A 17,350-nucleotide genomic window follows, 5' to 3' on the forward strand; every position below is an offset into this window, starting at 1 on the left:
CGGGCCTACTGCTCGCGGGGCAGGCCGGGCGGGTTGACCAGGGATTCGGGGACGGCCTCGTTGGCCAGGCCCCAGCGGGCGAGGACCTTGGCGTAGGTGCCGTCCTTGATGAGGGCGTTGAGGGCGTCGGCGATCGGCTTGGCCAGGCCGTTGCCCTTCCGCGTCATCGCGGCGATCAGGCCCTGGAGGGTGGGGCCGGCGCCGGAGTAGGTGCCGACGATCTTCGTGTCGCCGCTCACCGCGGCGTGGTAGGCGGAGGTGGGGTTGGGCGCGAAGAACGCTTGTATCCGGCCGGACTTGAGCGCCAGATAGGTGTCGGCCGCCTGCTTGTAGTACTGGATCTGGGCGGGCTTCAGACCGGCGGCGCGGTTCTGCTTGTCCCAGCCCAGCAGGATCTTCTCCTGGTTGGTGCCGGAGCCCACGGCCACGCTGAGCCCGGCGACGTCGGCCGGCTTGGCGATCGACGTGATCGTGCTGTCCTTCGGCACCTCCCATGCCAGCTGGTCCAGCCGGTAGGTGGCGAAGTCGTAGATGTCCTTGCGCTCCTCGGTGACGGTGATGTTCGAGAAGCCGGCCGCGTACTTGCCGGACCGCACCGCGAGGAACAGGTTCTCCCACGACGTGGCCTCGATGCGCGGCTTCAGGCCGAGCACGTCGGCGACGATGGAGGCGATGTCCTCCTCCACGCCGATCGGGGTGACGTTGTCGTCGGCGACGAACGACAGCGGCGGCTCGAACGTGGAGGTGCCGACAAGGAACTCCCCCTTCGCCCGGATCGCGGCGGGCACCTCGGCGGCGATCGCCTCCACCTTCCTGGCCCGGATCCGGTTCTGCTCCGGACTAGTGTCGATCTTCAGGACGCCGGGCGGGGCCGCGGCGGCGGCCGCGCCGTCGTCGGGAACCGTGCCGCAGGCGGCGAGCAGCAGCAGAGCGGACACGCCGAGCACGGATAACCGGGATGATGACATGCGATTGTCCTTGGAGGTCAGAGCACCTTGCTGAGGAAGGCGCGCGTACGGTCGTGCCTCGGCCGGTCGAGCACCTGCGGGGGCGGGCCGTGCTCGATGATCCGGCCGGCGTCCATGAAGACCACGGTGTCGGCGACCTCGCGGGCGAAGCCGATCTCGTGGGTCACGACGATCATGGTGGTGCCGCTGCGGGCGAGCGCCTTCATCACTTCCAGCACCTCGCCCACCAGCTCGGGGTCGAGTGCCGAGGTGGGCTCGTCGAACAGCACGACCTTGGGCCGCAGGGCCAGGGCCCGGGCGATCGCGACGCGTTGCTGCTGTCCCCCGGACAGCTGCCGCGGATAGGCGTCGGCCTTGTCGGACAGGCCCACCTGCTCCAGCAGCTCGGTCGTCAGCGCCTCGACCTGGTCGCGGGGGCGGCCCTGGGCCGAGATCGGGGCCTCGATCACGTTCTCCCGGACGGTGAGGTGGGGGAACAGGTGGAAGTTCTGGAAGACGAAGCCGATGTGGGTGCGCCGGCGCAGGATGTCGCGCTCCCGCAGCTCGTACAGCCGGTCTCCGGACCGCCGGTAGCCGACGAACTCGCCGTCGATGGCGACGTACCCGCGGTCGATCTTCTCCAGGTGGTTGATGCTGCGCAGCAGCGTCGACTTGCCCGACCCGGAAGGGCCGATGATCACGGTCACCTCGCCGGGCTGGACCCGCAGGTCCACCCCGCGCAGGACCTCCAGCGGGCCGTAGCTCTTGTGCACGCCGCGCACGTCGACCATGGGAGTGCTCATCGCCGCCCGCCTCCCCCTCCGGCCGGGCGCTGCCGCCGGGCGGCCCGCCGTACGGTGAGGATCCGGCGCACCCGCTGCACCGGCGTGGGCGGCAGGGCCCTCGCGAGGCCCCGGCCGAATCTGCGTTCCACGTAGTACTGCGCGGCCGACAGCACCGTGGTGAGGACGAGATACCAGATCGCGGCCACCAGCAGCATCGCGATCACCCGGCCGTTGCGGTTGTAGATCACCTGGACCTGGTAGAACAGCTCGGGCAGCGCCATGATGTAGACGACCGAGGTGCCCTTGACCAGGCCGATGATCTCGTTGCCCGCGGCAGGGACGATCGACCGCATGGCCTGCGGAAGCTGGATCCGGAAGATCTGCCTGGCCCTCGGGATGCCGAGCGCGGCGGCCGCCTCCAGCTGGCCCGGGTCCACCGACAGGAAGCCTCCGCGCACGATCTCCGCGGCGTACGCCGCCTGGTGCAGCGCCAGGCCGAGCGCGGCGGCCGTCACCGGTCCGATCAGGTCCATCGAGTCGACGGAGAAGAACGCGGGCCCGAACGGCACCCCGAACGAGATCTGCTTGTACAGGGCGGCGAGGTTGTACCAGAACAGCAGCTGCAGGATGAGCGGCACCGAGCGGAACAGCCACACGTAGCCCCAGGCCGCCGACGCGAGCAGCGGGACGCGGGACAGCCGCATCAGCGCGAGCACGGTCCCCAGCAGGAAGCCGAGCACGATGCCGAGCGCGGTCAGCTCCACGGTGAACAGCACCGCGTGCAGCACCGAGGGATGGAACAGGTACGCGCCGACGACCGGCCAGTCCCAGGCCGGATTGGTGACCAGCGCGTTGACCGCCATCGCCAGCAGCACCGCCACCACGGCGCCGGCGATCCAGCGGCCCGGGTGACGCGCCTTGACCACGGTCAGCGGACCGGCGGTCTCCGCCGCCGCCTCCTCCAGCACGGCGGGCGCGGTCATCGTGCCTCCGTGGCGTCAGGTGGATGGACGTTACTGAGCGCGAAGGGCTCGACAGTCATGGCTCAACCCTCCCGGCGACCGCGCTGATCGCGGGCGTCCGACATGTCTCCATCTTCAGCACAGGAACCGATATACCGTCAAGCCCTACTTGTTTAGTAGGTAATTGCTTAGGATGCGTCCACAGGACGACGAGCGACAGGAGGTCCGATGCCGAAGGCATGCGTGTTTCCCCCGCGTGGCGGCACCCGACGGCTACGCCCGCGACGAGACGGCCATGGAGGTGGGCGCGTGCGCACCGGCCACGGCGACGCGTCCCGAGGAGAGCCGCGGTGAGCGACCGGCACCTCCTGGACAACCCCGTGTGGGCATCGCTGACCGGCCCGCACGCGCGCTTCGCCGGACGGTACGGCAACGCGGTGCGCTACCCGGACGACGTCTCCCCGTTCTTCGCACTGCCCGACGAGCCCGGCCCCGCCGACTGGAACGACCTCGCCGCGCTCGCCGGGCCCGGCGCGACGGTCCCGGTCACCGGTGACGTCACCGCAGCGCCGGACGGGTGGGAGGTGGTCTCGCGCGGCGGGGGCGTGCAACTGGTCGGCGACGACGTGGTCCCGGCGCGCGACGACGAGGCGGTCCGCCTGGAGGCGGCGGACGTGCCGGAGATGCTGGACCTCGTCGCGCGCACGCAGCCGGGCCCGTTCCGGCCGCGCACCATCGAGATGGGCACCTACCTGGGCATCCGCCGTGGGGGCGCGCTGGTCGCGATGGCCGGTGAACGGTTGCATCCGCCCGGCTGGACGGAGATCAGCGCGGTCTGCACCGATCCGGCCTTCCGCCGCCAGGGCCTGGCGTCACGGCTGGTGCTGGCCGTCGCCGCCGGCATCCGCGCCCGCGGCGAGACCCCGTTCCTGCACGCCGCCGCGAACAACACCCCGGCGATCCGGGCGTACGAGGCGCTCGGCTTCCGCCTTCGCCGGCGGACGGCGTTCGTCACCGTCCGCGCGCCCGCCGGCGTACCGGTCGCGTGAGCGCGAGGGCGCGACCATCACCCCTGAGCAACGGACGTCAGGAGTCCCCGTGACCAAGCAGATCCATCTCGCCGCGCACTTTCCCGGCGTGAACAACACCACCGTCTGGTCCGATCCCGCGTCGGGCAGTCAGATCGACTTCGACTCGTTCCGCCACCTGGCCCAGACGGCCGAACGCGGGAAGTTCGACTTCTTCTTCCTGGCGGAAGGCCTGCGGCTGCGCGAGGCGAAGGGACGCATCCACGACCTGGACGTCGTGGGACGCCCGGAGTCGCTCACGGTCCTTTCCGCCCTGGCCGCCGTCACCACCCACCTGGGGCTCGCCGCGACGGTGAACTCCACCTTCAACGAACCGTACGAGGTGGCGCGACGGCTGGCCACGCTCGACCACCTGAGCGGCGGCCGGGCCGCGTGGAACGTGGTGACCAGCTTCGACGCCTTCACCGGGGAGAACTTCCGCCGGGGCGGCTTCCTGGCCGAGGCCGACCGGTACACCCGGGCGAAGGAGTTCCTGCGGACCGCCAGGGAGCTGTGGGACTCGTGGACGCCCGACGCGGTGGCCGCGGACACCGCGTCGGGACGGTTCCTCCGGCCCGGCGGCGTCACCCCCTTCCGGCACCAGGGCCGGCACTTCGACATCTCGGGGCTGTTCAACGTGCCGCGGGGCCCGCAGGGCCACCCGGTGATCATCCAGGCCGGCGACTCCGACGAGGGCCGCGAGTTCGCCGCGTCGTCGGCTGACGTGATCTTCAGCAGGCACAGCAAGCTGGAGGAGGGCCGTGCCTTCTACCGTGACGTCAAGCGCAGGCTCGCCGCCTACGGACGGCGGCCGGAGGACCTGAAGATCCTTCCCGCCGTGACGTACGTGCTCGGCGACACCGACGCCGAGGCCGCCGAACGGGCCATCGAGATCCGCCGCGCGCAGGTCGGCCCGCAGACGGCGCTCTACTTCCTGGAGGCCGTGTGGGGCCGCGACCTGTCGGGATACGACCCGGACGGCCCGCTGCCCGACGTCGAGCCGAACCTGGACGAGGGCGTGTCCAAGGGCCACGCGGCGTTCCGCCGCGACCGCGGCGAGCTGGTGGCCAAGTGGCGCGCCCTCGCCGAGGAGAAGAACCTGTCGATCCGCGAGCTCGCCATCGAGGTCTCCGCGCCGCAGACCTTCATCGGCACGCCGCGGTCGGTCGCCGACGAGATCGACCACTTCGTGCAGGCCGATGCGGCCGACGGCTTCATCTTCGTCCCCCATCTGACTCCCGGCGGGCTGGACGACCTGGTCGACAAGGTCGTCCCCCTGCTGCAGGAGAAGGGCGTGTTCCGGGCCGACTACACCGGGCCCACCCTCCGCGACCACCTCGGCCTCGCCCCCCGCACTCCGAACCCCATCGAGGAGACCTCATGACGCTGCATCTCGCCATCGCGCTGGACGGGGCGGGCTGGCATCCGGCCGCGTGGCGGGCCGAGGGCGCGCGGCCGGACCGGCTGTTCACCTCCGGCTACTGGACCGAACTCGTCGCGGAGGCGGAGCGCGGCCTGCTCGACTTCGTCACCTTCGAGGACGCGCTGGGCCTCCAGTCGGCCCGCCTCAACGAGCCCGACGGGCGCCTCGACCAGGTGCGCGGGCGGCTCGACGCGGTGCTGATCGCGTCGCGCGTCGCCCCGCTGACCTCGCGGATCGGCCTCGTGCCGACCGCCGGCACGACCCACACCGAGCCGTTCCACGTGGCGATCGGCATCGCCTCGCTCGACCACATCAGCCGCGGCAGGGCCGGGTGGCGGCCCCAGATCTCCGGCCGCCCCGACCAGGTCGCGCACTTCGGCCGCCGCTCCCCGTTCCCGCCGCAGGACTACTCCCGCGACCGGGATCCCGTCTTCGGCAAGCACGTGCTGGACCTGTTCGCCGAGGCCGCCGACGCGGTCGAGGTGGTCCGCCGCCTGTGGGACAGCTGGGAGGACGACGCCGAGATCCGCGACGTCGCGACCGGCCGCTTCATCGACCGCGACAAGCTCCACTACATCGACTTCCGCGGCGAGTGGTTCAGCGTGAAGGGCCCGTCGATCACGCCGCGCTCTCCGCAGGGCCAGCCGCTGGTCACCTCCCTGGCCCACGACACGGTGCCGTACGAGTTCGCGGCCCGGTCCTCCGACGTCGTGTACGTCACGCCGCGCGACAGGGAGGACGCCGCCGCGATCGTCGAGAGCGTCCGGGCGGCGGAGGCGGCCGTCGGGCGCACCGAGCCGCCGTTGCGGATCTTCGCGGATCTGGTGGTCTTCCTCGACGCCCACGACGCGGCCGGCCGGAAAGCCCGGCTGGACGACCTCGACGGCGCCGAGCTCGACTCGGACGCCCACGTCTTCACCGGCACCCCCGGGGAGCTCGCCCGGCTGCTGCTCGGCTGGCGGGAGGCGGGGTTGGAGGGATTCCGCCTCCGGCCGGGACGGCTGCCTCACGACCTGACGGCGATCACCAGGGGCCTGGTGCCCGAACTGCAGGCCGAGAACGCGTTCCGGACGGCGTACGACACGGTGGACCTGCGCGGGCGGCTCGGCCTGGCCCGCCCCGCCAGCCGCTACGCGGCATAGAGCCGCATGAGGGGCGAGCCGGCCGCGGCCGGCTCGCCCCTCGCGCGGGGCCACGCGGGTGGCCTTGTCAGCCCCGCGATCGAGGGCGGTACCACGAGACGGCCGAGACGAGCAGGGCGGCCACCAGTGCACCGCAGGCCCAGGCGAACACCGACGAGATGCCCTCGGCGAGACCGTTCGCGCCGAGCGGGATCAGCATGGCGGCCAGGCCGAGCGAGCCCCCGACGGTGAGCGCGGTCTGCAGCAGACCGGCGGCGACCCCGGCGTACTCGGCCGGGGCGGTGGTCAGGACGATCATGTTGAAGGGGATGATCGCCACGCCGACGCCCAGCCCCATGACGACGAGGGCCGGAAGCACATCGGCGGCGTAGGCGCTGCCGCCGTCGAGACGGGTCAGCCAGGCGACCCCGGCGAGCACCACCGCCAGGCCGAGCAGCGCACGGGTCTTGAGGCCGACCGCGGCGATGCGGGCGGTGAGGATCTGGGTGCTGACGAGCAGCGCCAGGCCGAACGGCAGGATGGCCAGGCCGCTCCGCAGCGCGTCGAAGCCGAGCACCGCCTGGAGATACTGCACCAGGTAGACCAGGAAACCGGTGAGGACCGCCGCGAGCAGCAACAGGCCGGCGAAGGCGCCGGCCCGCTCCCGCCCGGCCAGGACCGCCAGGGGCAGCAGCGGCTCGGCGGCCCGCCGGTCCACCAGGAGCAGCGCCCCGGCCGACACGACCGCGCCGACGAGCGCGGCCGCCGTCCACGGGTCGCCCCAGCCCTTCTCCGCGGCGTGGACCAGGCCGTACACGGCGGCGGCGAGTGTGGCGATGCTGAGCAGTGCGCTGTGCATTCCAGGAACACGGGGCAGGCCGAGCGAGCGGGACCGGGTCGCCTCGTCGCGCACGCCGAGCGCCCGGGCGGCGAGCGCGACGACGACCAGCCCGATCGGCACGTTGACCAGCAGGCTCCAGCGCCAGTCCCCCGCCCAGGTCAGCAGGCCTCCCAGCACCATGCCCGCGGAGGCGCCGAGCCCGGTCACGGTGGAGTAGAGCCCGAAGGCCCGCTGCTGCCGCTCGCCCCGGAAGACGATCGCGAGCAGCGCCAGGCCGGTGGGGCCGGCGATCGCGGCACCCGCGCCCTGCAGGACCCGGCCCGCGAGCAGCACCTCCACGTTCGGCGCGAGGCCGGCGACCAGCGACGCCACCACGACCAGGCCGATCCCGGCGAGGAACACCCTCCGGTGCCCGAGGGCGTCGCCGAGGCGGCCGGCGAACAGCAGGAGCCCGCCGAAGGCGAGGAGAAACCCGTTCGGCACCCACGATCCCCCGGCCACGGACAGGTGCAGGTCGGACTGCAGGGCCGGGAGCGCGACGTTCACGATCGTGCCGTCGAGCTGGAGCATGAACTCGGCGCCGACGATCGCCGCGAGCGCGAGGGCCCACGCGCGGTCGCGGCCGTTTCCGGGCAGGCCGGCCGAGACGTCGCCGGTCGCGGTGGTGCTGTCTGTGCTCATGGAAACCTCCACGGTCCGCCCGATGCGAGGGACAACAAGGCGAGGAAGCCTCAGGTTAGGCGGCGGCATTATCCTGAGGTCGCCTCAGGTTGATGGTGAAGATTCAAGTTGAGGTAACCTCAGGATGTCAAGCGGGAGGTATCGATGGACGGCAAGCCCTACATCGCCCAGCGCCCGAAGCGCGCGGACGGCCGGCGCAACTACGACGCCATCCTCGCCGCCGCGCGCAAGGCGTTCGAGACCTCGGGCGCCGACGCCTCACTGGAGGACATCGCGAGCCAGGCGGGCGTCGCGATCGGCACCCTGTATCGGCACTTCCCCACCCGCGCCGCACTCGTGGAGGCCGCCACCCGCGACGGCCTGGAGAGCCTCGTCGCCCACGCCGAACGGCTGGCCGCCCGGCCGGATCCCCTCGACGCGCTGACCGAGTGGATGCGCGAGGCCGTCGTGCACTTCAGCACCTTCCGCGGCCTGGTCGGCATCCTCGCCCGGAGCATGTACGACGAGGGCACTCCCTCCCACACCATGTGCGCCGCGATGCACCGCAGCGGCGCCGACCTGCTGCGCGCCGCCCAGACGGCCGGCAGGGTGCGCCCCGACCTCACGCCCGAGGAGCTGTTCGACCTCCTCAGCGGCGCGGCCTGGGTGCGCGAGCAGGCCGCCTCCGGCAGAGACGGCAGCCCGCGCTTCCTGCGACTGGTGCTGGAGGGCATCACCACCCGGGAAGACTGACCCTCGCCTACAGAGACGAGACGATCTTGGCGATCAGTTCGTAGGAGCGGATCCTGGCCTGGTGATCGGGCACCTGCGTGAGGACGAACAGCTCGTCGGCGCGGGTGCGGCGCAGGAGTTCGCCGAGGCGGGGGGCGATGCGCTCCGGGCCGCCGACGAACTGCGGGTCGATCTTCTCACGCAGGAACCGCTCCTCGGCCGGGCTGAACCGATGCGCCGCCGTCTCCTCCTCCGTCGGCAGGACGGTCGCCGGGTCGGTCGTGCGCATGAGGATCTGGCCGTACACGAAGGAGGCGGCGAGCCGGTGCGCGCGCTCGTCGCTGTCGTTCGCGACGGCGATCACCGCCACGCAGGCGTGCGGCTCGGCCAGGGCCGGGGAGGGCCGGAACGCCTGCCGGTACGCCTCCAGCGCCTCCGGCGCCCCGCCGCCCACGATCGCGTGCGCGTACACGTACGGCAGGCCGAAGCGGCCGGCGTAGGCGGCACTGGAGGCGCTCGACCCGACCAGCCATATCTCGGGCGGGATGCCCGGCTCGGGGATCGCGCGCACGCCGCCGCTGCCGCCGGAGAAGTACTCGCCCAGCTCGCGCAGCGCGTCACCGAAGTCGAGCCGGCGCGGGTCGCCGAGGCGGGCCGCGGCCTCCCCCGAGCCGCCGGGGGCGCGCCCGAGCCCGAGGTCGACCCGGCCCGGGTAGAGCCCGGCCAGCACGCCGAACTGCTCGGCCACCACGTACGGCGAGTGGTTGGGCAGCAGCACCGCACCGGAGCCGACGCGGATGGCGGAGGTCGCCGCGAGGATGGACCCGGCGAGCACAGCCGGGCTCGAAGTCGCCAGCGCGGGGGTGTTGTGGTGCTCGGCCACCCAGTAGCGCCGGTATCCCAGCGCCTCGACGGCCTGGGCCAGGTGGACGGAACGGCGCAGCGCGTCGCCCGCGGTGTCGCCGCGCCAGACGGGGGCGGTGTCGTGCACGGAGACGGCGATTCCCTCGGCCAACGTCCTCTCCTTTACGGAAGGGGGATATCCGGAGGTGTCCTCAGGTTCACCGAAGTCAACCTGAGGTATCCTCAGGTTGTCAACGGCCGACCCGCCGACAGTTCATCCGGGGAGCCGGGGCACGGCCGCGAGCAACTCCCGGGTGTACGGGTGCCGGGGATGGTGGAAGACCTCCTCGACGGCCCCCTCCTCCACCACGCTGCCGTCCTTCATCACCAGGACCCGGTCGCTCAGGTGACGGACGACTCCCAGGTCGTGGGAGATGAACAGCAGCGCCGTCCCGTCCTCGGCCTGGATCTCGGCCAGCAGGTCGAGCACCTGGGCCTGGATCGACACGTCGAGGGCGGAGACGGGCTCGTCGCAGATCAGCACCTCGGGCCGGGACGCGAGCGCGCGGGCGACGGCCACGCGCTGCCGCTGGCCGCCGGACAGCTCACGCGGACGCCGGCCGAGCAGTTCGGACGGCAGCCCGACCCGGCCAAGCAGTTCGATCGCGCGCTCCCGGCGCCGCCGCCTCGGTAACCCGGAGAGCGGGTCGGCCACCAGGCGGCCCACCGTGTGGCGCGGGTCGAAGGAGTCCAGCGGGTTCTGCGCGATCACCTGGACGGCCGGGCGGAGAGGGCGCCGCCGTCGCTCGGGCAGGCCGCTCCACGGGCCTCCCCGCAGGGTCACCTCGCCCGCGTCCGGCGCGAGCAGGCCGAGGGCCAGCCGCGCGAGGGTCGTCTTGCCCGACCCCGACTCGCCGACGACGCCGAGCGTCTCCCCCGCGTGCAGGCGGAAGGAGACGTCGTCCACGGCCCTGCGCGAGCCGTACGCGACCGACAGCCCCGTGGCGGCGAGTACGGGATCGCGCGGGGCGGCCCCCGGGGAGCGAGCCGCCCGGCGCGGCACGGCGACAGCGGAGGGCACGGGAGACGTGGAGGGCACGGGAGACGCGGAGGGCACGGCGGCCAGCAGTGCCCGGGTGTAGTCGTGCCGTGGAGTCGTCAGCACCTCCCGTGCCAGGCCCTCCTCGACCACCAGGCCGTCCCTCATGACCAGGACGCGGTCGGCGACCGCGGCCACCACGGCGAGGTCGTGACTGATCATCAGCAGCGCCGTCCCGGCCGCCTTCCTGTCCGCGAGCAGCCGCAGGATCTGGGCCTGCACGGTCACGTCGAGGGCGGTGGTGGGCTCGTCGGCGATGATCAGCTCCGGCTCCGCGGCGATGGCGGAGGCGATCAGGGCCCGCTGCCGCAGCCCGCCGGAGAGCTGGTGCGGGTGCTGCCGCACGCGCGCCTCGGGGTCCGGGACGCCCACCGCCTCCAGCAGCGCCAGGACGCGATCCGGGCGGGCCCTGCGGGGCACCACGTCGTGCTCGGCCAGCACCTCGGTGATCTCGGCCCCCACGGTGCGCAGCGGGTCGAGCGAGACCAGGGCGTCCTGCAGGACCAGCCCGGCGAACCGGCCGCGCAGGCGGCGCCACTCACGCGGGCCGAAGGTCAGGGCGTCCCCTCCGCCGACGTGGAAGGCCGACGCCCGCACGTGCGCGCCCGGGCCCGCCAGCCCGATGAGGGCGCGGGCCGTGACGCTCTTGCCCGACCCCGACTCGCCGACCAGGGCGACGCACTCCCCCGGCGCGATCGACAGCGACAGCCCGCGTACGGCCTCGACGCCGGAGGCGGGAAAGGAGACCCGCAGGTCCTCCACCGCGACGAGCGGTGGAGCGGCGGTGGCGGCGGAGTCGGCGGGGCCGGGGGCGGAGCCGGCGCGGGTGATCGCGAGCTCTGTCATGGGGTCCTTCCCTCGAAACGCCGCTGGAGGTGCCGCCCGGCGACCGTCAGGCACACGACCGACAGGGTGAGGGCCGCTCCCGGAGAGAAGGCCACCCACGAGGCCACACGCAGGTAGTCCCGCGACTCGGCCAGCATGGTGCCCCACTCGGGGGCGGGCGGCTGGGGGCCCATGCCGAGGAAGCTGAGGCCCGATGTGGCGATGACGGCCTGGCCGAGCCCCATCGTGGCCAGCACGGGGACGGGGCCGACGACGTTGGGCAGCACGTGCCGGGTGACGACGCGGGCCCGCGAGTGGCCGAAGGTCACCGCCTGCTCGACGTAGCCGGAGCGGCGCACGACGAACGTCTGCGCCCGGACCACCCGCGCGTACGTGGGAATCTGCGCGATCCCGATCGCCGCGACGACGTTCCACGTGCCGGGGCCCGTGATCGCGATCACCAGGAGCGCGAGCAGCAGCTCGGGGAAGGTCGACAGCACGTCGAACAGGCGGGCCAGCGCCTCACCGGCCACGCGGGTCGCCAGCCCGGCGGCCAGGCCGAGCAGCGAGCCCGCGCCCACCGCGAGCGCGGTGGCGAGGACCCCGATGCCGAGCGAGTGACGGGCGCCGTACACGACGCGGGCGAGCACGTCGCGGCCGAGGTGGTCGGTGCCGAGCGGATGGCCCGCGCCGGGCGGGGCCAGCGCCCGCAGCGGGTCGGCCGCCAGCGGGTCGACCCGGGTGACCAGGCCGGGGGCCGCCACGGCGACGGCCAGGACGGCCAGGACGAGCAGCGCGAGGACGAGGCCGGGGCGCGGGCGGGCGGCCGGCCTGAGAGCGGGTGCGGCGACGGCCATCATGCGCTCCTGAGCCGGGGGTCGACGAGCCGGTAGGCCAGGTCGAGCAGGGCGCTGATCGTCACGTACACCGCCGCGGACAGGATGACGACGGCCATCACGACCGGCATGTCCTTGGCGTTGACGGCCTGCATGGTCACCCGGCCGAGCCCCGGGCGGCCGAAAAGGGCCTCGGTGATGACGGCCCCGCCGAGCAGGACGCCGGTGAACCAGCCGGTGAGCGTGACGGCCGGAAGGAGCGCGTGCCGCAGCGCGTGCCGGGCCACCACGGCCCGCTCGCTGAGGCCGCGCGAGCGCGCCGTCACCGCGAACGGCTGCTCGAGCGCGCGTTCCAGGCCCTCCCTGAGCACCTGCCCGAGCACGCCGGCGACGGGCAGGCCGAGCGCCAGCGCGGGAAGGACGAGCGCCTGCGGGTCGGCCGCACCGGAGACGGGGAACCAGCCGAGCGAGAACGAGAACACGAACAGCAGCACGATGCCGATCACGAACTGCGGCACCGACACCGCCACCAGCTCGACGGCGGAGACGATCCGGCGCGGCCAGGCCGACCTGCCCGCCGTCGCCACCGCCAGGACGAGCGCCAGCACCACGCCGACCGCGGCGGCCGCCAGGGTCAGCCGCACCGTCGGGCCCACCTGCCCGGCCAGTACCTCGCCGACGTCGCGCTGCAGCTGGTAGGAACGGCCGAGGTCGCCGTGCAGCAGGCGGCCGAGGTAGCTCAGGTAGCGCACGGCCTCGGGCCGGTCCAGCCCCCACTCGGCGACGATCCGCGCGCGGATCTCCGGCGTGTCGGCGCCGTCGCCCACGAGGATGTCGACGGTGTCCCCCGGCGCCAGCAGCAGGGCCGCGTACGCGGTCGTGGCGGCCGCCCACAGCACGGCCACCGCCGAGACGACCTTCCGCACCGGCGCGCCCAGCCAGGCGGGCGCGCGCAGGCCGGAAAGCCGCCGCCGCGCGGGCGGCCGGGTCACGGGCGGCGGTGTCGTGGGTGCCGGCTTCGTGGGTGCCGATGTCGTGGGTGCCGGCTTCGTGGGCTGCCGGGCCGGTAGCGCCGCCGTCATGCGGCGATCCGCACGTCGTAGACGCCGCGCGGCGTGCCGGAGACGGGGTCGAAGCCCAGGCCCTGCACGTTCCTGCTCGCCGCGATCTGGTCAGAGGGGACGTAGATGGGGAAGACGGTCGCCTCGTCGGCCACCACCTTGCGCTGGACCTTGGCGTACAGGGCCTTCCGCTCGGCGGCGTCGGAGCTCGCCGACGCCTTGGCGAGCCATCCGTCGAGCTCGGCGTCCTCGTAGTGGGTGCGGTTGATGGCCCCGCCCTTCGGCAGGATGAGGTTGAGCGCGGCCCCGACGTCGGAGTCGCCGCGCGAGTTCTCGAAGATCTCGTACGCGTCGTCGTCGAGCGCCTTCTGCGCGGTGCCCTGGTCCACGATCTTCACCTGGAAGTCGATCCCCGCCGCCTGCTTGACCTGCGCCTGGACCGCCTGCGCCAGGATGTCCCTGCGGTCGCGGACGAACGGCGCCGACGCCACCGAGCGGACCGTCAGCCGCTTGCCGTCCTTGACCCGGTAGCCCTCGGCGTCGCGCCCGGTCCAGCCCGCCGCGTCGAGCAGCGCGTTCGCCTTGGCGGCGTCCCCGCCGTACGTCCTCTCCAGGGACGCGTCGTAGAAGGGGCTGGTGTCGCCGACGACGCTCCAGGCCCGCTTGGCGGTGCCCTGGTAGACGGAGGCCAGCACGGCGTCGACGTCGACGGCCTCGCGGAACGCCTGCCGCACCCGCCTGTCGTCGAAGGGCGGGTGGGAGGTGTTGAAGTAGTAGGAGAACGACGTGCCGGAGTTGAGCGCCGACTGGAAGGACAGCGCCGGGTCCCGCTTGATCGACTGGATGTCAGTGGCCGGGACGCCCTCGACGACCTGGACCTGCCCGGAGGTGAGCGCGCCGACGCGGACGGCCGCCTGCGGCAGGAAGCGGTAGGTGACCTCCGACAGGTACGCCGGTCCCTGGTGGGCGCTGCCCCGCGGCGCCCAGTTGTAGCGGGGGTTGCGCCGGTAGTGGACCTCCTGGCCCCGCACGTACCGGTCGAGGACGAACGGGCCGGTCCCGACCACGTCCGGGCCGCCGGCCTTGAGGTCCTTGGCCTCCCGGAGGGACTTCGGGGACACCTGCCCGGCGTACGGCGAGGCGAGGAAGTCGAGGAACAGCCCGTCCGGCTCCTTCAGCGTGATCTTCAGGGTGGTGGGCGAGAGCACCTCGGCCTTGTCGAAGGCGTGCAACTGGATGGCGGCGACCGTCGGGTTGTAGCCGGGCTCGCGCAGCTTGTCCAGGTTCGCCTTCACCGCCGCCGCGTCGAACCTCGTGCCGTCCTGGAAGGTGACGTCGCCGCGCAGTTCCAGGGTGTAGGTGCGCCCGTCGTCCGACACCTTCCACGACTGGGCGAGCCACGGGACGAACGACCCGTCCTCGCCGTGCGCGAGGAGCGCGTCGAACTGGTTGAACACCAGCAGCCTGGCCTTGTTCTGCGCCCACAGATGGGGGTCGAACGTGATGGGCTCGGTCTCGACGGCCCACGTGAGAGAGGTGCCGCCCGCCTGCCCGGCCGGCGTCTCGGAACCGCACGCGGCCAGGGCCGCGACGAGGATGACGGGCAGCGCGCCTCTGACGACCTTCACCGTGGTCCTCCCGCCGTCCATGCCTGCGCGAGCAGCTCGTAGGAGCGGACCCGGTCGGCGTGCCCGTGCGTGATGGTGGTGACCAGCAGCTCGTCGGCGCCCGTGACCCGCTGGAGCACGCGCAGCCGTTCCACGACCGTCTCCGGGGAGCCCGCGAACTGGGTGTCCACGCGGTCGGCCACCAGTTCCCTGTCGGACTCGCTCCAGACGTGCGCGTCCGCCTCCTCCGGCGTCGGATAGGGGATCGCCCCCTGGCCGCTGCGGATGGCGCGCACCCAGAGGCCGTACGGTTTGGCCAGCGCCCTGGCCGTCGCGTCGTCCTCGGCCACGACCACGTCCGCGGAGACGACGACGTACGGCTCCGACAGCGCCTTGGAGGGGGTGAACGCCTCCCGGTAGGCCTCCACGGCCTCCAGCACCGACGCCGGGCTGACGTGGTAGTTGGCGGCGAACGGCAGGCCGCGCTCCCCCGCCACCTTCGCGCTCTGCCCGCCGCTGCTGCCGAGGATCCACAGCTCCACCTCGGCGTCCTCACCCGGCACGGCGTGCGCCGCGATCCCCTCCGGCGACCGGTAGGTGCCCTCCAGGAAGGCGACGACCTCGTCGACCTGCTCGGCGAAGTCGGGGGTCCGCGCGCCCGGCTGTTGCAGCAGCGCGGCCTGGAGCGCGAGCTGCGGAGAGCGCGCCAGCTCGGCGAAGGAGAACGCGGGCGGGATCAGCAGCCCGTCCACCACGCGGGACTCACGGGGCACGGGGGCCTGGGCGGCCTGGGCGGCCTGGGCGGCCTGGGGGGCGTGGGGGGTCTGGGGGGCCTGGGGGGCCTCAGCCACGATCTCGGCCCTGCGCTGCCCGGAACGGCCGAGCCCGAGGTCGATCCGGCCGGGATGGAGCGCGTCGATCAGGCCGAACTGCTCGACCACCGCGACAGGCGTCTGATGGCCGAGCTGCACAGCTCCGGAGCCCACCCTGATGTGGTTCGTCGCGGCCGCGATGAGGCCGATGAGCACCGCCGGGGCCGAGCTCGCGACGCCGGCCGCGAAGTGGTGCTCGGCCACCCAGTAGCGGAGGTAGCCCAGGCGCTCGGCGTGGCGGGCGAGGTCGATGCTGTTGCGCAGCGCGTCTCCCGTGCCGCTGCCGGACGGGATCGGGGACAGGTCGAGGATCGACAGGGGAACCGGCCGGCTGACCGGCCGTGCTGTGGACGGGGGGATGCTCATGCCGGCACTCCGGTGTTGTGCGGGGTCGCTGCGGTGCTCCGCCGGGTCGCGGCGGCGCTCTGCGGGGTCGTGCTGTCTCCCTGCCGGGTCCCTGGTGTGGAGGGGAACGGTGCGGCGGGGAACGGCCTGCTCGGGATCTCCTTGCGCAGCACGGGGGCGATGTCGCTCTGGAACAGCTCCAGCGCCCCCCGGTGCTGCGCCCGGGTCAGGCCGTCGGCGTCCGCGCTGATGTGCATGACCTCGTGGCCGAGCCGCTCGTGGTAGCGGAGAACCTTGTCGACGATCTGCTGGGGGCTGCCGACGAGGATCGAGCCGCGCTCGACGGCGTCCTCCAGCGAGTGGAAGACCGGCTCCACGCCCGACTTGCGGAACAGCGCGACGCGCGCGTCGTAGATCGGCCGGTAGGTCGCGATCGCCTCCTGCGAGGTGCGCGCCGCGTAGAAGCCGGCGCTGCCCGCGCCCACCAGCGCGCCGGCCGGATCGTGCCCGTAGTGCGCCCACCTTTCGCGGTAGTGGTCGACCAGCTCGGCGTACGGCTCGACGGGGTTGGTGACGTTCGCCGAGAACAGCGGGTCGCCGTAACGGGCGGCCAGGTCGACCGAGTCCTTGCTGGTGGCGCTGCCGTGCCAGACCCGGATCGGCCGCTGCAACGGGCGTGGCCAGGTCTCCGCGTCCGTGAGGGACGGCCGGAACCGGCCCTCCCAGGTGACCCTGTCCTCCCGCCAGAGCCTGCGGAACAGTTCGTACGCCTCCCGGTTGCGGTCCCACTGGTCCTCGGGGGTGACGTGGAAGAGCCGCGCCTGGGCCGATCCGTTCCCCTTACCGATGATCAGTTCCAGGCGGCCGCCCGACAGGTGGTCGAGCGTCGCGTAGTCCTCGTACGCGCGCACGGGATCGAGCAGGCTGAGCGTGGTGACCGCGGTGAACAGCCGGATGCGGGAGGTCCGGGCGGCGATGTGGCTGAGCACGACCGGCGGAGAGGAGGAGATGAAGGGCCGCTCGTGCCGCTCCCCCACCCCGAAGCCGTCGAAGCCCAGCTCCTCGGCGAGTACGGCGTTGTCCACGACTTCGCGGAACCGTTCGGTGGTGGACCTGGTCTCGCCGGTCAGCGGGTCGGGCCCGTGCGCGATGAGGGTGATGGCGAGGAATTTCACGTGGTCGCATACCTCTCGAAAGGGCTTTACCTACTAACTATGTAGGAAAAGCATGCTTTGTCAACGGCCGCGAAGGAGTCGACCTCCGGCCAGGCGCGGGCCGGTGGCAGGATGCTTGCGGTAGCCACCATGGCGGTCACGGTGCGAGG

Annotated in this window: 15 protein-coding genes; 4 read left to right on the top strand and 11 right to left on the bottom strand. The window is 73.0% G+C overall.

The window, feature by feature from the left end; genetic code table 11:
- Positions 1–5: 5 nt before the first annotated feature.
- Genes ACQEVJ_RS25770 through ACQEVJ_RS25780 form a run of 3 tightly spaced genes read right to left on the bottom strand, consistent with a single transcriptional unit; the run spans position 6 to position 2,715 of the window.
- A complete protein-coding gene (locus tag ACQEVJ_RS25770) occupies positions 6–968 on the bottom strand; it encodes an ABC transporter substrate-binding protein (RefSeq protein ID WP_433105224.1) in 963 nt (320 codons plus the stop codon).
- A gap of 17 nt (positions 969–985) precedes the next feature.
- Positions 986–1,750 carry an amino acid ABC transporter ATP-binding protein gene (locus tag ACQEVJ_RS25775; RefSeq protein ID WP_433105226.1) on the bottom strand — a complete coding sequence of 255 codons (765 nt, stop codon included), beginning with the start codon at positions 1,748–1,750 and terminating at the stop codon, positions 986–988.
- Positions 1,747–2,715 (bottom strand): amino acid ABC transporter permease, encoded by a 969-nt coding sequence (locus tag ACQEVJ_RS25780; RefSeq protein ID WP_433105228.1) that lies wholly within the window; start codon positions 2,713–2,715, stop codon positions 1,747–1,749. The genes ACQEVJ_RS25775 and ACQEVJ_RS25780 overlap by 4 nt, the downstream gene beginning before the upstream one ends.
- Positions 2,716–3,044: 329 nt before the next feature.
- Here ACQEVJ_RS25780 and ACQEVJ_RS25785 point away from each other — a divergent pair, with 329 nt between their 5' ends.
- From ACQEVJ_RS25785 to ACQEVJ_RS25795, 3 genes are read left to right on the top strand one after another with little or no spacing between them, the layout of a single operon-like run.
- Entirely contained in the window at positions 3,045–3,743 is a 699-nt protein-coding gene (locus ACQEVJ_RS25785) for a GNAT family N-acetyltransferase (protein ID WP_433105230.1), read from the top strand.
- 49 nt (positions 3,744–3,792) lie between these two features.
- Positions 3,793–5,145, top strand: a complete 1,353-nt coding sequence (locus ACQEVJ_RS25790) for an NtaA/DmoA family FMN-dependent monooxygenase (RefSeq protein ID WP_433105232.1) — start codon at positions 3,793–3,795, stop codon at positions 5,143–5,145.
- Positions 5,142–6,326, top strand: a complete 1,185-nt coding sequence (locus tag ACQEVJ_RS25795) for an LLM class flavin-dependent oxidoreductase (protein WP_433105234.1) — start codon at positions 5,142–5,144, stop codon at positions 6,324–6,326. The genes ACQEVJ_RS25790 and ACQEVJ_RS25795 overlap by 4 nt, the downstream gene beginning before the upstream one ends.
- Before the next feature lie 67 nt (positions 6,327–6,393).
- On the opposite strand, the gene ACQEVJ_RS25800 is transcribed toward ACQEVJ_RS25795, so the two are convergent.
- A complete protein-coding gene (locus ACQEVJ_RS25800; RefSeq protein WP_433105236.1) occupies positions 6,394–7,827 on the bottom strand; it encodes an MFS transporter in 1,434 nt (477 codons plus the stop codon).
- A gap of 144 nt (positions 7,828–7,971) precedes the next feature.
- Here ACQEVJ_RS25800 and ACQEVJ_RS25805 point away from each other — a divergent pair, with 144 nt between their 5' ends.
- Positions 7,972–8,559: a TetR/AcrR family transcriptional regulator gene (locus ACQEVJ_RS25805; protein WP_433105238.1), complete on the top strand. Its 588-nt coding sequence runs from the start codon at positions 7,972–7,974 to the stop codon at positions 8,557–8,559.
- Between the two features lie 7 nt (positions 8,560–8,566).
- On the opposite strand, the gene ACQEVJ_RS25810 is transcribed toward ACQEVJ_RS25805, so the two are convergent.
- From ACQEVJ_RS25810 to ACQEVJ_RS25840, 7 genes are all read right to left on the bottom strand, one after another.
- Entirely contained in the window at positions 8,567–9,553 is a 987-nt protein-coding gene (locus ACQEVJ_RS25810; RefSeq protein WP_433105240.1) for an LLM class flavin-dependent oxidoreductase, read from the bottom strand.
- A 102-nt stretch (positions 9,554–9,655) separates the two neighbouring features.
- Positions 9,656–11,326, bottom strand: coding sequence for a dipeptide ABC transporter ATP-binding protein (locus ACQEVJ_RS25815; RefSeq protein WP_433105242.1), 1,671 nt, complete (start codon positions 11,324–11,326; stop codon positions 9,656–9,658).
- Positions 11,323–12,162 (bottom strand): ABC transporter permease, encoded by an 840-nt coding sequence (locus tag ACQEVJ_RS25820; RefSeq protein WP_433105244.1) that lies wholly within the window; start codon positions 12,160–12,162, stop codon positions 11,323–11,325. The genes ACQEVJ_RS25815 and ACQEVJ_RS25820 overlap by 4 nt, the downstream gene beginning before the upstream one ends.
- Positions 12,162–13,133 (bottom strand): ABC transporter permease, encoded by a 972-nt coding sequence (locus tag ACQEVJ_RS25825; protein ID WP_433105246.1) that lies wholly within the window; start codon positions 13,131–13,133, stop codon positions 12,162–12,164. The genes ACQEVJ_RS25820 and ACQEVJ_RS25825 overlap by 1 nt, the downstream gene beginning before the upstream one ends.
- An 86-nt stretch (positions 13,134–13,219) precedes the next feature.
- On the bottom strand, positions 13,220–14,830 hold the full coding sequence (locus tag ACQEVJ_RS25830) for an ABC transporter substrate-binding protein (RefSeq protein ID WP_433105248.1): 1,611 nt from the start codon (positions 14,828–14,830) through the stop codon (positions 13,220–13,222).
- On the bottom strand, positions 14,827–16,047 hold the full coding sequence (locus ACQEVJ_RS25835) for an MsnO8 family LLM class oxidoreductase (protein ID WP_433105250.1): 1,221 nt from the start codon (positions 16,045–16,047) through the stop codon (positions 14,827–14,829). Before ACQEVJ_RS25835 ends, ACQEVJ_RS25830 begins: the two co-directional genes overlap by 4 nt.
- A complete protein-coding gene (locus ACQEVJ_RS25840; RefSeq protein ID WP_433105252.1) occupies positions 16,044–17,201 on the bottom strand; it encodes an LLM class flavin-dependent oxidoreductase in 1,158 nt (385 codons plus the stop codon). The genes ACQEVJ_RS25835 and ACQEVJ_RS25840 overlap by 4 nt, the downstream gene beginning before the upstream one ends.
- Between the last annotated feature and the right edge of the window lie 149 nt (positions 17,202–17,350).

It is taken from the genome of Microbispora sp. CA-102843 (genome assembly GCF_050936215.1).
Classification (GTDB): Bacteria; Actinomycetota; Actinomycetes; order Streptosporangiales; family Streptosporangiaceae; genus Microbispora.